The sequence below is a fragment of the Kitasatospora albolonga genome (assembly GCF_039535905.1).
Taxonomy (GTDB): domain Bacteria; phylum Actinomycetota; class Actinomycetes; order Streptomycetales; family Streptomycetaceae; genus Kitasatospora; species Kitasatospora albolonga.
The window spans coordinates 117,319-132,388 of sequence record NZ_BAAAYB010000149.1; the positions used below are offsets into that span (position 1 = coordinate 117,319).

The window sequence follows — 15,070 nt, forward strand, 5'->3', positions numbered from 1 at the left end:
TAAGGTGTGCTCCGTGACGACGACGCACCTCGAAACCCGGGCAGCCACGGGGGTACCTTCGGTATCCGACCGTCAGACCGTCACACCGGAGGCCAGTGGTGCGTGAGTATCTGCTGGTGCTGTTCGTCACCGCGGCCGTCACCTACCTGCTGACCGGCCCGGTGCGGAAGTTCGCCATCCTGGCCGGCGCCATGCCGCCGGTCCGGGCGCGCGACGTGCACCGCGAGCCGACCCCCCGCCTCGGTGGCATCGCGATGTTCGGCGGGCTCTGCGCGGGCCTGCTGGTGGCCTCCCAACTCACCAAGCTGAGCGGCCTGTTCATCCAGGCGGCGGACATCCGGGCGCTGCTCGCCGGGGCGGGCATCATGTGGCTGCTCGGCGTGCTGGACGACAAGTGGGGCGTGGACGCCCTGGTGAAGCTCGGCGGTCAGATGATCGCGGCCGGCGTGATGGTCTGGCAGGGCGTCACGGTGATCTCGATCCCGGTGCCGGGCATCGGCCCGGTGGCGGTCACCCCCACCATGGGCATGATCATCTCGGTCACCCTGGTGGTGGTCATGGTGAACGCGGTGAACTTCATCGACGGCCTGGACGGCCTGGCGGCCGGCATGGTCTGCATCGCCGCGATGGCGTTCTTCCTCTACTCGTACCGGCTCTGGTACGGCTACGGCATCAACGATGCCGCCCCCGCGGTGCTGTTCAGCGCGGTGCTGATCGGGATGTGCCTGGGCTTCCTGCCGCACAACCTGCACCCGGCCCGGATCTTCATGGGCGACTCCGGCTCGATGATGCTCGGCCTGATGCTGGCGGTGGCCGCCATCTCCATCACCGGCCGCGTCGACCCCGACCTGATCACCGCCCAGACCGGTTCGCAGACCGCCACCGTGCACGAGCTGGTGCCGATCTACATCCCGCTGCTGCTGCCGCTGACCGTGATCGCGCTGCCGCTGGCCGACCTGCTGCTCGCGGTGGTCCGCCGCACCTGGGCGGGCAAGTCGCCGTTCGCGGCGGACAAGCAGCACCTGCACCACCGGCTGCTGCTGGTCGGCCACTCGCACAGCCGGGCCGTGCTGATCATGTACTTCTGGGCCGCCCTGATCGCCTTCGGCACCGTCGCCTTCTCCGTCCCCGGCCGCGGGCGTGCCCTGGTGCTCGGGATGGCGGGGCTCTGCCTGCTCGGCATCGTGGTGCTGCTGATGCCGCGCTTCCGGCCGCGGGCCCCGCGTGCGGTGCAGGCCTTCGTGCCGCCCCGGTACCGGAAGGCTCCCGAGCCGCAGGTCACGGAGGTTTCGGCCGAGGTGGCGCTGTCCGCGGAGGACGAGGAGCTGCTGGGCCGGCTCGGCACCGGTGCCACCGCGGTCGGCGGGGCCCGTCACGGCGGGCAGGGCTGACGACGCGTTCCCTGACGGGGCGTCAACTGCCGTCACCCGTACGGCGGCACCGTTGCTCCCTTGGTGTGACAGGTACCACACCCGCATGGTAAAGCTCTAATCAAATAGTTTGTGATACCGTTCACGAGTACCGAGTACGCGCCGAAAGACCTGACAGGTGGAGGACTTCCGTCCCTGGTCAGGCTTCCTCGACGGGCTCGCCGTCGGGCGGCCAGGTCAGCGGCTGGACGTTCTCGGTACGGTCCCACACCGCGTCCCAAGCGCCGTCCCCCGTTCTCGACATGCCGCCGGAGTTGCCGACATGCCGTCCCACGACGCCCGGATCCCCCTCCGCGGCGCCGCAATCCCCACTGCGGTCGCCGGGGCCGTCGCCACCGTGATCTCCACGGTGGTGGTGGGCAGCAAGGGGTTGATCGGTGCCCTCTTCGCGACCCTGCTGGTGCTGGCGTTCTTCGCCTTCGGCCAGGTCGCGCTGGACCGGTTGACCAGGAACAACCCGCACATGCTGATGGCCGGCGCGCTGCTGGTGTACACCACGCAGATCCTGCTGGTCGGCATCGTGCTCGCGGTGTTCAAGAACACGACGCTCTTCGACACCAAGGCGTTCGCCTTCACGCTGCTCGGCTGCGTTCTGATCTGGACAGGCTTCCAGGTCCGCGCCGGGATGAAGGCCAAGCTCTACTACGTGGAGACCAACTCCTCGGCGAAGAAGGACGACAAGCCGTGAGCCGGCCTGCCTGTCCCTCGCACGAGGGGGGCGGTGTTTATGCCCTCCTGACGGACTGCTATCGTCCGTCGCGACGAACGAGTACGGGAAGCGGCCAGGTCCCTCCGCCTGACGGACGGATCGCCCCCCGGGCTCAGACAGTCTTCAACGATCCCGCGGCTCCCGAGGATGCCGCGCCGGGTCGGCGAGATCCCCAAGTTCCAGTGCCGCACCGTGGTCGAAGGCCACGCCGACACACCGAGGTTGCCGTAACCATGCGTCATGACGAAGGAGTCTGTGGTGTCTGCTGACGTGAAGCAGCTCGCCTCTGAGGCCGGGTGCCACCTGTTCTCCGGTTGCGGCTTCCCTGCCCCGGGTCTGAACGAGTTCCAGTTCAAGCCGATCTTCACGGTCGGTGGCGTCGAGTTCAACAAGCCGATGCTGCTGGCGTTCATCTGCGCCTTCCTGGTGATCGCGTTCTTCTGGGCCGCGTTCGCCAAGCCGAAGCTGCTCCCGGGCAAGCTGCAGCTGGTCGGTGAGATCGGCTACGACTTCGTCAAGCGGTCCATCGTCCTGGAGACGATCGGCAAAAAGGGCGAGAAGTACGTCCCGATGTTGGTCTCGATGTTCTTCTTCATCTGGATCATGAACATCATGTCGATCATCCCGTTCGCGCAGTTCCCGGTGATGTCGGCGATCGCCTTCCCCGCGGGCCTGGCGGCCGTGGTCTGGTTCACCTACATGTTCCTGACCTTCAAGACCCACGGCTTCGTGGGCGGGTTCAAGAACCTCTGCTGGCCGTCGGGCATCCCCGGCTGGGTCATGTTCATCCTGGTGCCGATCGAGTTCTTCTCGAACATCTTCGTGCGCCCCTTCACGCTCGCGGTCCGAGCCTTCGCGAACATGTTCGCGGGCCACCTGCTGATCGTGATGTTCTCCATCGCCTCCTGGTACCTGCTCAGCCCGAGCATCGGCGCGCTGTACGGCTCGGTCTCCTTCGTGGTGACCATCGGCCTGACCGCCTTCGAGCTGCTGGTCCAGTTCCTGCAGGCCTACATCTTCGTGATGCTCGCCAGCAGCTACATCGCCGGTGCCCTCGAAGAGGCGCACTGAGCCCGGCAGCCGCTCGGCTGCTCACTCCCCAAGATCGCCCGGTGGCCAACCACCACCGGCTCACCACCCCGCAAAGGACATGAAATGTCGCAGCTCGCTGAGGTCTACGGTTCCGTCGCCTCCATCGGTTACGGCCTCGCCGCGATCGGCCCCGGCATCGGCGTCGGTCTCATCTTCGGCAACGGTGTGCAGGCCATGGCCCGTCAGCCCGAGGCTGCCGGCCTGATCCGCTCCAACATGTTCATCGGCTTCGCGCTGACCGAGGCGCTCGCCCTCATCGGCATCGTCATGCCGTTCGTCTTCGGCGCCGGCAAGTAATTCTCCGTAATTACCTGTCGTAGCCCTTTTCGACGAAAGGTTCAGATATGAGCGCCTCCGTGGCTCTCCTCCTCGCGGCGGAGGAGGGGGAGAAGATGAACCCCCTGCTGCCCGCGTGGCCCGAGATCGTCATCGGCCTGCTCTGCTTCTTCATCGTCTTCGGCATCCTCGGCAAGAAGCTCCTGCCCAGCATCGAGAAGGTGCTGGCGGACCGCCGGGACGCGATCGAGGGCGGCATGGAGCGCGCGGACGCTGCTCAGGCCGAGGCCCAGGCCCTGCTTGAGCAGTACCGTGCCGAGCTGTCCGAGGCGCGTCACGAGGCCGCTCGCATCACCGAGCAGGCTCGTGAGCAGGGCGCCGCCCTGATCGCCGAGATGCGCGAGGAGGGCCAGCGTCAGCGCGAGGCCATCGTCGCCGCCGGTCACGCGCAGATCGACGCGGACAAGAAGCAGGCCACCGCGGTCCTGCGTCAGGACGTCGGCTCGCTCGCCGCGCAGCTCGCCTCCCGCATCGTCGGCGAGTCCCTCGAGGACTCCGCCCGGCAGAGCGGCGTGATCGACCGCTTCCTGGACGACCTGGAGGCCAAGGCCTCTGCGGCCCAGGGTGCGTCCAAGTGATCGGCGCCAGCCGTGAGGCCCTGGCCGCCGGCCGGAAGAACCTCGAGAGCCTGACCGACGCCACCTCGGTGGACGCGGCCAAGCTGGCCGAGGAGCTCACCGCCGTGACGGCGCTGCTGGACCGCGAGGTCTCGCTGCGCCGGGTGCTGACCGACCCCTCGCGGGACGGTCAGGACAAGGCTCAGTTCGTCACCACGCTGCTCGGCGGCCAGGTGTCCGGCGAGACCGTCGACCTGCTGTCCGGCCTGGTCCGGTCCCGCTGGTCCGGCGGCCGCGACCTGGTCGACGCGGTCGAGGAGCTCGGCGCCTACGCCGAGGTCATCGCGGCCGACAAGGCCGGCCAGCTGGACGACGTCGAGGACGAGCTGTTCCGCTTCGGACGGATCGTCAGCGGCTCGCACGAGCTGCGCAGCGCCCTGACCGAGCCGAAGGCCGGCGGCGCCGCCAAGGCGGAGCTGATCAAGAAGCTGCTCGGCGGCCGGGCCAACGCGGGCACCGCCCGTCTGGTCACCGCTCTGGTCACCAACCCGCGCGGACGTAGCCTGGAGCAGGGCCTCGAGTCCTACTCGAAGCTCGCCGCCGCCCGGCGGGACCGTGTGGTGGCCCTGGTCACCACCGCCGTTCCGCTGACGGACGGTCAGAAGGACCGCCTGGCGAACTCGCTGGGTCGGCTCTACGGCCGCCAGGTGCACCTGAACATCGACGTGGACCCCACGGTCCAGGGCGGTGTGAAGGTGCAGATCGGTGACGAGATCATCGACGGCACCGTGTCGAGCCGCCTCGAAGGCGCTCGCCAGGCCCTCGAAGGCTGACGCACCAGCACCATCCGACCCTCGGTCGGGAACCGGTTCCGCAGGAGCCGGCAAAACGTACGGCCGGTTCGCACGACCCGGCCGAGAGTCGAATACTTGCGGCCCTCAATGGCGGGCCGAGGATCGCAAACTAGGAGAGCAGGGAAGCCTGATGGCGGAGCTTACGATCCGTCCGGAGGAGATCCGGGACGCGCTGGCCGGCTTTGTCCAGTCGTACCAGCCGGACGCCGCCTCGCGTGAAGAGGTCGGCACGGTCACCGAGGCCATGGACGGTATTGCCAAGGTCGAGGGCCTGCCCTCGGTCATGGCCAACGAGCTGCTGAAGTTCGAGGACGGCACCCTCGGCCTCGCGCTGAACCTCGAGGCGCGCGAGATCGGTGTCGTCGTCCTCGGTGAGTTCAGCGGCATCGAGGAGGGCCAGACGGTGCACCGCACCGGCGAGGTCCTCTCCGTCCCGGTCGGTGACGGCTACCTCGGCCGCGTCGTGGACCCGCTGGGCAACCCGATCGACGGTCTGGGCGACGTCGCCTCCACCGGCCGTCGCGCCCTGGAGCTGCAGGCCCCCGGCGTCATGGTCCGCAAGTCGGTGCACGAGCCGATGCAGACCGGCATCAAGGCCATCGACGCGATGACCCCGATCGGCCGCGGCCAGCGTCAGCTGATCATCGGCGACCGCCAGACCGGCAAGACCGCGGTGGCGATCGACACGATCATCAACCAGCGCGACAACTGGAAGTCGGGCGACCCGAAGAAGCAGGTCCGCTGCATCTACGTCGCCGTCGGCCAGAAGGGCTCCACCATCGCGTCCGTCCGCGGCGCCCTGGAGGAGGCCGGCGCGCTGGAGTACACCACCATCGTGGCTGCTCCCGCCTCCGACCCGGCCGGCTTCAAGTACCTCGCCCCGTACACCGGTTCGGCCATCGGCCAGGAGTGGATGTACGACGGCAAGCACGTCCTCATCATCTTCGACGACCTGTCGAAGCAGGCCGAGGCGTACCGCTCCGTGTCGCTGCTGCTCCGTCGTCCGCCGGGCCGCGAGGCCTACCCGGGTGACGTCTTCTACCTGCACTCGCGCCTGCTGGAGCGTTGCGCCAAGCTCTCCGACGAGCTGGGCGCCGGCTCGATGACCGGTCTGCCGATCATCGAGACCAAGGCCAACGACGTCTCGGCGTACATCCCGACCAACGTCATCTCCATCACCGACGGCCAGTGCTTCCTGGAGTCCGACCTGTTCAACGCCGGCATCCGCCCGGCCGTGAACGTCGGCATCTCGGTCTCCCGCGTCGGTGGCTCCGCCCAGATCAAGGCCATGAAGTCGGTCGCCGGCCGCCTCCGCCTGGACCTGGCCCAGTACCGCGAGCTGGAGGCGTTCGCCGCCTTCGGTTCCGACCTGGACCCGGCCTCCAAGGCGCAGCTGGAGCGCGGTGCCCGCATGGTCGAGCTGCTGAAGCAGGGCCAGTACCAGCCGTTCCCGGTCGAGGAGCAGGTCGTCTCCATCTGGGCCGGCACCACCGGCAAGCTGGACGACGTCCCGGTCGCCGACATCCGCCGCTTCGAGCGCGAGTTCCTCGACTACCTGCGCACCTCCAAGAAGGAGCTGCTGGCGGGCATCGTCGAGACCTCGAAGCTCGAGGACGGCACCATCGACGCGCTGACCGAGTCGATCGCGTCGTTCAAGCAGGGCTTCACCACCGCCGACGGCAAGCTGCTCGGCGAGCAGGCCTGAGTCCGGTAGCGAGGGAAAGGACGTAACGACCCATGGGAGCACAGCTTCGGGTCTACAAGCGCCGGATCCGCTCTGTCACCGCGACGAAGAAGATCACCAAGGCGATGGAGATGATCTCCGCGTCGCGCATCGTCAAGGCGCAGCGCGCGGTGGCCGCCTCCACTCCGTACGCCGATGAGCTCACCCGGGCGGTGACGGCGGTGGCCACCCGGTCCAACGCCAAGCACCCGCTGACCACCGAGAAGGCCGGCGCCACCCGCGCCGCCGTCCTGGTGATCACCGCGGACCGCGGTCTGGCCGGTGGCTACTCGACCAACGCCATCAAGGCCGGCGTCGCGCTCACCGCGCGGCTCAAGGCCGAGGGCAAGGACGTCGCGACGTACATCGTCGGCCGCAAGGGCGTCTCGTACTACAACTTCCGCAACCTTGAGGTCGCGGGGTCGTGGACGGGCTTCTCGGACAAGCCGACCTACGGCGACGCCAAGGCGGTCTCCGCCGACCTGATCGCGGCCTTCACGGCCGAGGTCGGTGGCGTGGACGAGCTGCACCTGGTGTCGACGAAGTTCGAGTCGATGCTGACGCAGACCGCCCAGGACGCGCGTCTCCTGCCGCTGAAGCTGGACGAGGTCAAGCTCAGCACGGAGAAGCCGGCCAAGGCCGAGATCTTCCCGCTGTACGACTTCGAGCCGTCGGCCGAGGGCGTCCTCGACGCCCTGCTGCCGCGGTACGTCGAGAGCCGGATCTACAACGCGCTGCTGCAGTCGGCCGCTTCGGAGCACGCCGCTCGCCGGCGCGCGATGAAGTCCGCGACCGACAACGCGGGAGAGCTCATCAAGTCGCTCACGCGGCTTGCCAACTCGGCCCGTCAGGCCGAGATCACCCAGGAAATCAGCGAGATCGTCGGCGGTGCCAACGCCCTCGCCGACGCTAGCCGCGGGAGCGAATGAGAATGACCACCACTGTTGAGCCGACCACGGCGACGGGCCGCGTCGCGCGGGTCATCGGCCCGGTCGTCGACGTGGAGTTCCCCGTCGACGCGATTCCGGACATGTACAACGCCCTCAAGGTCGAGGTGGACAACCCCGACGGCTCGGGCAAGAAGGTGCTGACCCTCGAGGTCGCCCAGCACCTCGGCGACGGCCTGGTCCGCGGCATCTCGATGCAGCCGACCGACGGTCTGGTCCGTGGCGCGCAGGTCTCCGACACCGGTTCGGCGATCTCCGTCCCGGTCGGCCAGATCACCAAGGGCAAGGTCTTCAACGCCCTCGGTGAGGTCCTGAACGTCGACGCGGCCGAGTTCGAGGCCCAGGTCGAGGTCAAGTGGCCGATCCACCGCAAGGCGCCGAACTTCGCGGACCTCGAGTCGAAGACCGAGATGTTCGAGACCGGCATCAAGGTCATCGACCTGCTCACCCCGTACGTCCAGGGTGGCAAGATCGGTCTGTTCGGTGGTGCCGGTGTCGGCAAGACCGTTCTGATCCAGGAGATGATCTACCGCGTCGCCGAGAACTTCGGTGGTGTGTCGGTGTTCGCCGGTGTCGGCGAGCGCACCCGTGAGGGCAACGACCTCATCCACGAGATGGTCGACTCGGGCGTTCTGGACAAGACCGCGCTGGTCTTCGGCCAGATGGACGAGCCGCCGGGCACCCGTCTGCGGGTCGCGCTCTCCGCGCTGACCATGGCGGAGTACTTCCGTGACGTCGAGCAGCAGGACGTGCTCCTGTTCATCGACAACATCTTCCGGTTCACCCAGGCCGGTTCCGAGGTGTCGACCCTGCTCGGCCGCATGCCCTCCGCGGTGGGCTACCAGCCGAACCTGGCCGACGAGATGGGCCTCCTCCAGGAGCGCATCACCTCGACCCGCGGTCACTCGATCACCTCGATGCAGGCGATCTACGTCCCCGCGGACGACCTGACCGACCCGGCCCCGGCCACCACCTTCGCCCACCTCGACGCGACGACGGTTCTGTCCCGTCCGATCTCGGAGAAGGGCATCTACCCCGCCGTCGACCCGCTGGACTCCACGTCCCGCATCCTGGACCCGCGCTACATCGCGCAGGACCACTACGACACGGCGATCCGCATCAAGGGGATCCTGCAGAAGTACAAGGACCTCCAGGACATCATCGCGATCCTCGGCATCGACGAGCTGTCCGAGGACGACAAGATCACCGTGCACCGCGCGCGTCGGATCGAGCGCTTCCTCTCGCAGAACACCTACGTGGCGAAGCAGTTCACCGGTGTCGAGGGCTCGACCGTCCCGCTGTCGGAGACCATCGAGGCCTTCAACCGCATCGCGGACGGCAAGTACGACTCCGTCCCGGAGCAGGCCTTCTTCATGTGCGGTGGCATCGAGGACCTCGAGCGCAACGCCGCCGAGCTGGCCAAGAAGTAACCAGCCCGGCCTGATGGCTGACTGACCGTGAGGGGTGGTCCCCGTCCCTGGGGGCCGCCCCTCACGGCTCAGAGCCCGCCGTGTGACCGGAGTTCCGCTGTGATCCCGGTCATCTCCGTGTCCTTGGTTTCCTGCCGGGGCCGCGGGCCCGTTATTCTTACCGCAATCGCCGGGTCATCCGGTGGTTGCAAGAGCCTAGGAGCCCACGTTGGCTGAGCTGCACGTCGAGCTGGTCGCAGCCGACCGCAAGGTGTGGTCCGGTGCGGCCACCATCGTCGTCGCCCGTACGGCCTCCGGTGACACCGGCATCATGCCGGGTCACACCCCGGTGCTGAGCGTGCTGGAGAGTGGCCCGGTCACCATCCGCACCACCGATGGCGGCACCGTCATCGCGGCCGTGCACGGCGGCTTCATCTCCTTCGCCGACAACAAGCTGTCGCTGTTGGCGGAGATCGCCGAGCTCGCGGACGAGATCGACGTCGCCCGCGCCGAGCGCGCGCTGGAGACCGCGAAGAGCGAGCTCGACGCGCACGCCGAGCGTCGCGCCGAGGTCCGCCTCGTCGCGGCCGGCCGCCGCAAGGCCGCCTGAGTTCCAGCAGTACGTACGACCGACGGTCCCGGGGACGCGAGAGCGTGACCCCGGGACTGTCGTATCAGTTGGTAGGTCAGTGCCGGGTCGTTGATACGACCGGCAAACGGGGATGCGGGTAGCGAGGAGGTCGGTGAGCATGGTCCTCGCCCTTCTGGTGTGCGCGGCGGTCGTGGCGCTCTGTGTGCTCGGATTGGTGGCCTTCGCGGTCCGCCGCCGGGTGATCCAGCGAGTAGGCGGAACGTTCGACTGCAGTTACCGCCTCAAAATGCCCGCGGACGCCTCCACGCAGCCCGATCTCGACGAGAACGGCCAGCCCACCTCGGCCCCGGTCCCCGTGACCGACGGCAAGGGGTGGGTTTTTGGTATCGGCCGCTACAGCGGTGACTCGATCGAGTGGTTCCGGGTCTTCTCCTACGCGCCGCGCCCGCGCCGGGTGCTGCCGCGCCGCGAGATCGAGGTGCTGGGCCGGCGCTACCCGGAGGGCCAGGAGGAGCTGGCGCTGCTCTCCGGTTCGGTGGTGCTGCGCTGCCTGCACAACGGCGCCCCGCTGGAGCTCGCGATGAGCGACGACGCCCTGACCGGCTTCCTGGCCTGGCTGGAGGCGGCGCCTCCCGGCCAGCGGGTCAACGTCGCCTGACGGGACCACACTGGGTGAAGGGGGGCTCTTCGGGAAGGGAGCCGACCATGTTGACCCAGGGGAACGTCTCCACCACCCTCCCGGTGGTGGACCTGGACCGGGCCAAGAGCTGGTACCAGGAGAAGCTGGGGATGACCCCGGCGAAGGAGATCGAGGGCGGCGCGATCTACGAGGTGGCCGGCAGCTCGATCCTGCTGTTCCCGACCTCGATCGCCGACCGCGGCGGGCACACCCAGGTGGCCTTCGAGGTGCCGGACCTGCGCGCGGAGATGGCCGAACTCCGGTCCCGCGGCGTGGTGTTCGAGGAGTACGACCTGCCGGACTACAAGACCGTGGACGGCGTGATCGAGTGGCCCGGCGGAGCCTCGGCCTACTGCAAGGACAGTGAGGGCAACCTGATCTGCGTCAACGAGTTCCGGGGCTGACCCGGCGGCCGGGTACTAGGCTGCGGCGCATGGTCAACCTCACGCGCATCTACACCCGGACCGGTGACGACGGCACCACCGCGCTCGGCGACATGAGCCGCACCACCAAGACGGACCCCCGGCTGGTCGCCTACGCGGACGCCAACGAGGCCAACGCCACCATCGGGGTGGCGCTGGCCGTCGGGCAGCTCCCCGAGGACGTGGCGGCGGTCCTGACGCGGGTTCAGAACGACCTCTTCGACGTCGGCGCGGACCTGGCCACCCCGGTGGTGGAGGACCCGAAGTACCCGCCGCTGCGGGTGCTCCAGTCCTACATCGACCGGCTGGAGGGGGACTGCGACCACTACCTGGAGCAGCTGGAGAAGCTGCGCAGCTTCATCCTCCCGGGCGGCACCCCCGGCGCCGCCCACCTGCACCTGGCCTGCACCGTGGTGCGGCGGGCCGAGCGGGCCACCTGGGCGGCGATCGAGGAGCACGGGGACAGCGTCAACCCGCTCACCGCGAAGTACCTCAACCGCCTCTCCGACCTGCTCTTCATCCTGGCCCGGGCGGCCAACAAGGAGCGCGGCGACGTGCTCTGGGTGCCGGGCGAGAACCGCTGACGGCTGGTCAGAGCAGGCCGGGGGACTTCTCCTTCTTCTCCTGCTTGGGCCAGATGGTGTAGCTGGCGGCGATCACCAGGTTGATGCCGGTGACCAGGCCCATCCGCTGGTACCAGGCGTTCAGCGCCCGGGTCCGCTCGGCGTCGCCGACCAGCCAGGTCACGCCGGCGATCAGGCCGACGGTGATGACGGCGGCGATCGCGGTGCGGGCGAAGATCCCCCACTCGTGCGCGGCCCTCGCGGCGCCGTACTTCGGCGGCTTCGGGGGCCGCGGTCCGCCGGCGAAGCGGTGCTGGAAGTGACCGTCGGCCCAGGTCACCATCATGTGGCCGAAGGCGATCGAGAAGCCGACGTAGCTCGCGGCCAGGCCGTGGGTCCAGCTCGCGGTGGTGCCGCCGCGCAGGTCGACCAGGGTGAGCGCCAGGATCACCAGGTCGATCAGCGGCAGGCCGAGCAGCAGCGCGGTGCTGACGGTCCGCCACCTCAGCAGGTAGCGGGCGGCCAGGGCGAGGGCGAGCAGGACCCAGAACCCGACCTCGCCGGCGACGATCAGTGTGACGATCACGGTGTACCTCCCTGGCAGTCAGCCTCCCAGGGGGCCGGGCGGCCGGTCATCGTCGGCTGCGCGGAGACCGGGGTGCACCTTTCGATGTACGGGGCTCCTCCGTACGGCGGGTCGGTGCGGGCCGGGGCGGGATGGTGAGATGGGGCGGTGCTCAACCTCGACCTCACCCCGCGGCAGGAGGACCGGGCCATCGCGCTGGGCAGCCTGCTCGGCGGGCTGGTGCTGATCGCCTTCGGCGCGTACGACCGCTCCGCCACGCTGCCGGTCTGGGCGGTGCTGCTGCCGCTGGTGGCCCTGGCGGTGCTGGAGCTGTTCCGCCGGACCCATCCGGTCTGGACGGTCAGCCTCGGCGGGCTGCTGATCGGCGTCGTGGTCTGGGCCGGCTCGCTGGCCGCCTCGCTGGTGATGTACACCGACCTGCTCTACGCGGCGGTGCTCTACGGCTCGCCCCGGATGTCCAAGGTGCTGCACCTGACCGGGATGGCCACCACGGTGGTGCTGGGCTCGCTGGCCGGGCTGTACACCACCTCGGTGGCGCAGGCGCTGCTCGCGGTGGTGGTCTGCGTGCTGGTCTTCCTCGGGCCGGTGTGGACGGCGGACCTGGTGCGCAAGCACCGGGACCGGGCCGAGACGGAGCGGCTGCGGGCCGAGCAGACCGCGCTGCTGGCGGAGCTGGACCGGCGCGAGGCGGTGGTCGCGGAGCGGGCCCGGATGGCCCGCGAGCTGCACGACGTGGTGGCCAACCACCTCTCCGCGATCGCCATCCACGCCACCGGCGCCCAGGCCCTGGCACGCCGTCAGGAACGCGACCCCGAGGACCCGCTGCTGGCCGCGATGGCGGTGATCCGGGAGAACAGCGTGCAGGGCCTCACCGAGATGCGCCGGATGATCGGCCTGCTGCGCGCCGGGGACGCCGAGGAGAGCCACGCCGCGCCCCGGTTGGAGGCGGTGGACAGCCTGGTCGCCAAGGCCGCCGAGAGCGGCCGGGCCGCGGGGCTGGGGTTCCGGCTGACCGAGCGGGGCGAGCGCGGCGAGCTGCCGGCCCCGGTCGAGCTCGCCGCCTACCGGATCGTCCAGGAGGCGCTCACCAACGCGCTCAAGCACGCCGCACCGGGTGAGGTGGAGGTCCTGCTGGCCCACGGGGCCGAGGAGTTGGAGATCCGGGTGGAGAGCCCGTACCGGGCCGGCGAGGGCCGGGGGCTGCCCGGGGCCCGGGCCGGGCTGGTCGGGATGGCCGAGCGGGCCGGGCTGCTCGGCGGCAGCTTCGTGGCGGAGCCGGTGGAGCGGAGCTGGGTGGTGCGCGCGGTGCTGCCGCGCGAGCCGGGGACGGGTGCGAGGACCGGGGGACGGGCGTGACGGACGTGGTGCGGGTGTTGGTGGCGGAGGACCAGGCGGCCGTCCGGGCGGCGCTGGTGATGATCCTGCGGACCGACCCGGGGATCGAGGTGGTCGGGGAGGCGGCGGACGGCGAGGAGGCCGTCCGGCTGGCGCTGGAGCTGCGGCCGGACGTGGTGCTGATGGACGTTCAGATGCCGCGCCTGGACGGGGTCGCGGCCACCCGCCGGGTGGTGGCGGCCGATGCCGCGCGGGTGCTGGTGCTGACCACCTTCGACCTGGACGAGTACGTCTACGGCGCGCTGCGGGCCGGGGCGGCCGGCTTCCTGCTCAAGGACCTGGAGGCGGACGCGCTGATCGAGGGCGTGCACACGGTGGCCCGCGGCGACGGGATGCTCGCCCCCTCGGTGACGCGCCGTCTGATCGCCACCTTCGCCCGGCCCGGGCGGCCCGACCAGCCCCGGGCCCGGGAGGCCGTGGCGGCGCTCACACCCCGGGAGCGGGAGGTGCTGGCCTGCCTGGGCGCCGGGCTCTCCAACGGGGAGATCGCCGGGCGGCTGGAGATGGCCGAGGCGACCACGAAGACGCACGTGAGCCGGATCCTGGCCAAGCTGGAGCTGCGCAGCCGGGTGCAGGCCGCCATCCTGGCGCAGGACTTGGGGATGGTGCCGGAGTAGGCGCGCAGGTCGGACCCACCGTGGGCACGTCAGCAGCATCACACTGCGCAATCGCACCACACGGGCTCCGTGGGCACTAGAGTCCGGCGCGTGAGCGGCGCGGCTCCGGTGGGTGATCCCTGCCCCGAGCCGCCTTCAGGAGCTTAGGGGTAGCCATGAGCAACGTAGCGGACCAGCGGATCGCCGTCATCGGCGCGGGTCTGATGGGCGCGGGCATCGCGCAGGTCTCGGCCCAGGCGGGGCACCAGGTGGTGCTGCGCGACGTGACCGACGCCGCGCTGCAGCGCGGCCTGGACGGCATCCGCGCCTCGTACGAGAAGTTCGTCTCCAAGGGCAGGCTGACCGCCGACGAGGCGGAGGCCGCGCTCGGCCGGATCACCACCACCACCGACCTCGGCGCGGTCTCCGAGGCCGACATCGTGGTCGAGGCGGTCTTCGAGCAACTCGACGTCAAGGAAGGCGTGTTCCGCGAGCTGGACAAGCTCGCCAAGGACGGCGCCGTGCTCGCCTCGAACACCTCGGCCATCCCGATCACCCGGATCGCCGCCGCCACCGGGCGCCCCGAGTCCGTGGTCGGCGTGCACTTCTTCTCGCCGGTGCCGCTGATGAAGCTGGTCGAGCTGGTCCGCGGCTACAAGACCAGCGACGAGACGCTGGCCCGGTCCCGCGCCTTCGCCGAGGGCGTCGGCAAGGAGGTCGTGGTGGTCAACCGCGACGTGGCCGGCTTCGTGACCACCCGTCTGATCACCGCCCTGGTGGTCGAGGCGGCCAAGCTGTACGAGACGGGCGTGGCCAGCGCCGAGGACATCGACACCGCCTGCCGCCTCGGCTTCGGCCACCCGATGGGCCCGCTGCAGACCGCCGACCTGACCGGCGTGGACATCCTGCTGCACGCGGCGCGCAACATCTACGCCGAGACCCAGGACGAGAAGTTCGCGGCGCCGGAGATCATGGCCCGCATGGTCACCGCGGGGGACCTCGGCCGCAAGAGCGGCCAGGGCTTCTACGACTACCAGAAGTGAGCCCCGGGCGGCGGGGGAGTGGGTGAGCTTGCTCACGACCCCGCCGCGCACGGGTGATTTGGGTGGGAATCGAGCGTGGGTGTGGGGCTCGACTGCGTATATTCCCTCTATTCCATCGGACGGGTGAAGTTGGCCCG

General features: G+C 69.6%; 17 protein-coding genes. 16 read left to right on the top strand and 1 reads right to left on the bottom strand.

Going from position 1 to position 15,070, the window contains the following annotated elements; all coding sequences use genetic code 11:
• The first annotated feature begins 98 nt into the window (after nucleotides 1-98).
• The 13 genes from ABD946_RS36970 to ABD946_RS37030 all read left to right on the top strand — a co-directional run bounded on the left by ABD946_RS36970 (nucleotide 99) and on the right by ABD946_RS37030 (nucleotide 11,334).
• Nucleotides 99-1,391: an MraY family glycosyltransferase gene (locus tag ABD946_RS36970; RefSeq protein ID WP_345290104.1), complete on the top strand. Its 1,293-nt coding sequence runs from the start codon at nucleotides 99-101 to the stop codon at nucleotides 1,389-1,391.
• Nucleotides 1,392-1,692: 301 nt separating this feature from the next.
• A complete protein-coding gene (locus ABD946_RS36975) occupies nucleotides 1,693-2,118 on the top strand; it encodes a Cg1360 family ATP-synthase-associated protein (protein ID WP_345290105.1) in 426 nt (141 codons plus the stop codon).
• 261 nt (nucleotides 2,119-2,379) lie between these two features.
• The gene (atpB, locus tag ABD946_RS36980) at nucleotides 2,380-3,210 is read left to right on the top strand and encodes a F0F1 ATP synthase subunit A (protein WP_345290107.1); all 831 of its coding nucleotides are present in this window, start codon (nucleotides 2,380-2,382) and stop codon (nucleotides 3,208-3,210) included.
• Nucleotides 3,211-3,294: 84 nt separating this feature from the next.
• Nucleotides 3,295-3,528 carry an ATP synthase F0 subunit C gene (atpE, locus tag ABD946_RS36985; RefSeq protein ID WP_345290108.1) on the top strand — a complete coding sequence of 78 codons (234 nt, stop codon included), beginning with the start codon at nucleotides 3,295-3,297 and terminating at the stop codon, nucleotides 3,526-3,528.
• A gap of 47 nt (nucleotides 3,529-3,575) precedes the next feature.
• On the top strand, nucleotides 3,576-4,145 hold the full coding sequence (locus ABD946_RS36990; RefSeq protein ID WP_345290109.1) for a F0F1 ATP synthase subunit B: 570 nt from the start codon (nucleotides 3,576-3,578) through the stop codon (nucleotides 4,143-4,145).
• Nucleotides 4,142-4,957 carry a F0F1 ATP synthase subunit delta gene (locus ABD946_RS36995; RefSeq protein ID WP_345290110.1) on the top strand — a complete coding sequence of 272 codons (816 nt, stop codon included), beginning with the start codon at nucleotides 4,142-4,144 and terminating at the stop codon, nucleotides 4,955-4,957. The genes ABD946_RS36990 and ABD946_RS36995 overlap by 4 nt, the downstream gene beginning before the upstream one ends.
• Before the next feature lie 151 nt (nucleotides 4,958-5,108).
• A complete protein-coding gene (atpA, locus tag ABD946_RS37000; RefSeq protein WP_345290111.1) occupies nucleotides 5,109-6,683 on the top strand; it encodes a F0F1 ATP synthase subunit alpha in 1,575 nt (524 codons plus the stop codon).
• Nucleotides 6,684-6,715: 32 nt separating this feature from the next.
• Nucleotides 6,716-7,630, top strand: a complete 915-nt coding sequence (locus ABD946_RS37005; protein ID WP_345290113.1) for a F0F1 ATP synthase subunit gamma — start codon at nucleotides 6,716-6,718, stop codon at nucleotides 7,628-7,630.
• A gap of 2 nt (nucleotides 7,631-7,632) precedes the next feature.
• Entirely contained in the window at nucleotides 7,633-9,078 is a 1,446-nt protein-coding gene (gene atpD / locus ABD946_RS37010; RefSeq protein WP_345290114.1) for a F0F1 ATP synthase subunit beta, read from the top strand.
• Between the two features lie 208 nt (nucleotides 9,079-9,286).
• Nucleotides 9,287-9,667, top strand: a complete 381-nt coding sequence (locus ABD946_RS37015; RefSeq protein WP_104818316.1) for a F0F1 ATP synthase subunit epsilon — start codon at nucleotides 9,287-9,289, stop codon at nucleotides 9,665-9,667.
• 139 nt (nucleotides 9,668-9,806) lie between these two features.
• Nucleotides 9,807-10,307: a DUF2550 domain-containing protein gene (locus tag ABD946_RS37020; RefSeq protein WP_345290116.1), complete on the top strand. Its 501-nt coding sequence runs from the start codon at nucleotides 9,807-9,809 to the stop codon at nucleotides 10,305-10,307.
• A 47-nt stretch (nucleotides 10,308-10,354) separates the two neighbouring features.
• A complete protein-coding gene (locus ABD946_RS37025; protein ID WP_345290117.1) occupies nucleotides 10,355-10,732 on the top strand; it encodes a VOC family protein in 378 nt (125 codons plus the stop codon).
• 29 nt (nucleotides 10,733-10,761) lie between these two features.
• Nucleotides 10,762-11,334, top strand: a complete 573-nt coding sequence (locus ABD946_RS37030) for a cob(I)yrinic acid a,c-diamide adenosyltransferase (protein WP_345290119.1) — start codon at nucleotides 10,762-10,764, stop codon at nucleotides 11,332-11,334.
• Nucleotides 11,335-11,341: 7 nt separating this feature from the next.
• Here ABD946_RS37030 and ABD946_RS37035 read toward each other — a convergent pair whose 3' ends face one another.
• A complete protein-coding gene (locus ABD946_RS37035; RefSeq protein WP_345290120.1) occupies nucleotides 11,342-11,899 on the bottom strand; it encodes a hypothetical protein in 558 nt (185 codons plus the stop codon).
• Between the two features lie 147 nt (nucleotides 11,900-12,046).
• Here ABD946_RS37035 and ABD946_RS37040 point away from each other — a divergent pair, with 147 nt between their 5' ends.
• The 3 genes from ABD946_RS37040 (at nucleotide 12,047) to ABD946_RS37050 (ending at nucleotide 14,933) form a co-directional block, all read left to right on the top strand.
• The gene (locus ABD946_RS37040; RefSeq protein WP_345290122.1) at nucleotides 12,047-13,255 is read left to right on the top strand and encodes a sensor histidine kinase; all 1,209 of its coding nucleotides are present in this window, start codon (nucleotides 12,047-12,049) and stop codon (nucleotides 13,253-13,255) included.
• Between the two features lie 5 nt (nucleotides 13,256-13,260).
• On the top strand, nucleotides 13,261-13,911 hold the full coding sequence (locus ABD946_RS37045) for a response regulator (protein WP_345290251.1): 651 nt from the start codon (nucleotides 13,261-13,263) through the stop codon (nucleotides 13,909-13,911).
• Nucleotides 13,912-14,066: 155 nt separating this feature from the next.
• Entirely contained in the window at nucleotides 14,067-14,933 is an 867-nt protein-coding gene (locus ABD946_RS37050; RefSeq protein WP_345290123.1) for a 3-hydroxyacyl-CoA dehydrogenase family protein, read from the top strand.
• Nucleotides 14,934-15,070 lie beyond the last annotated feature (137 nt).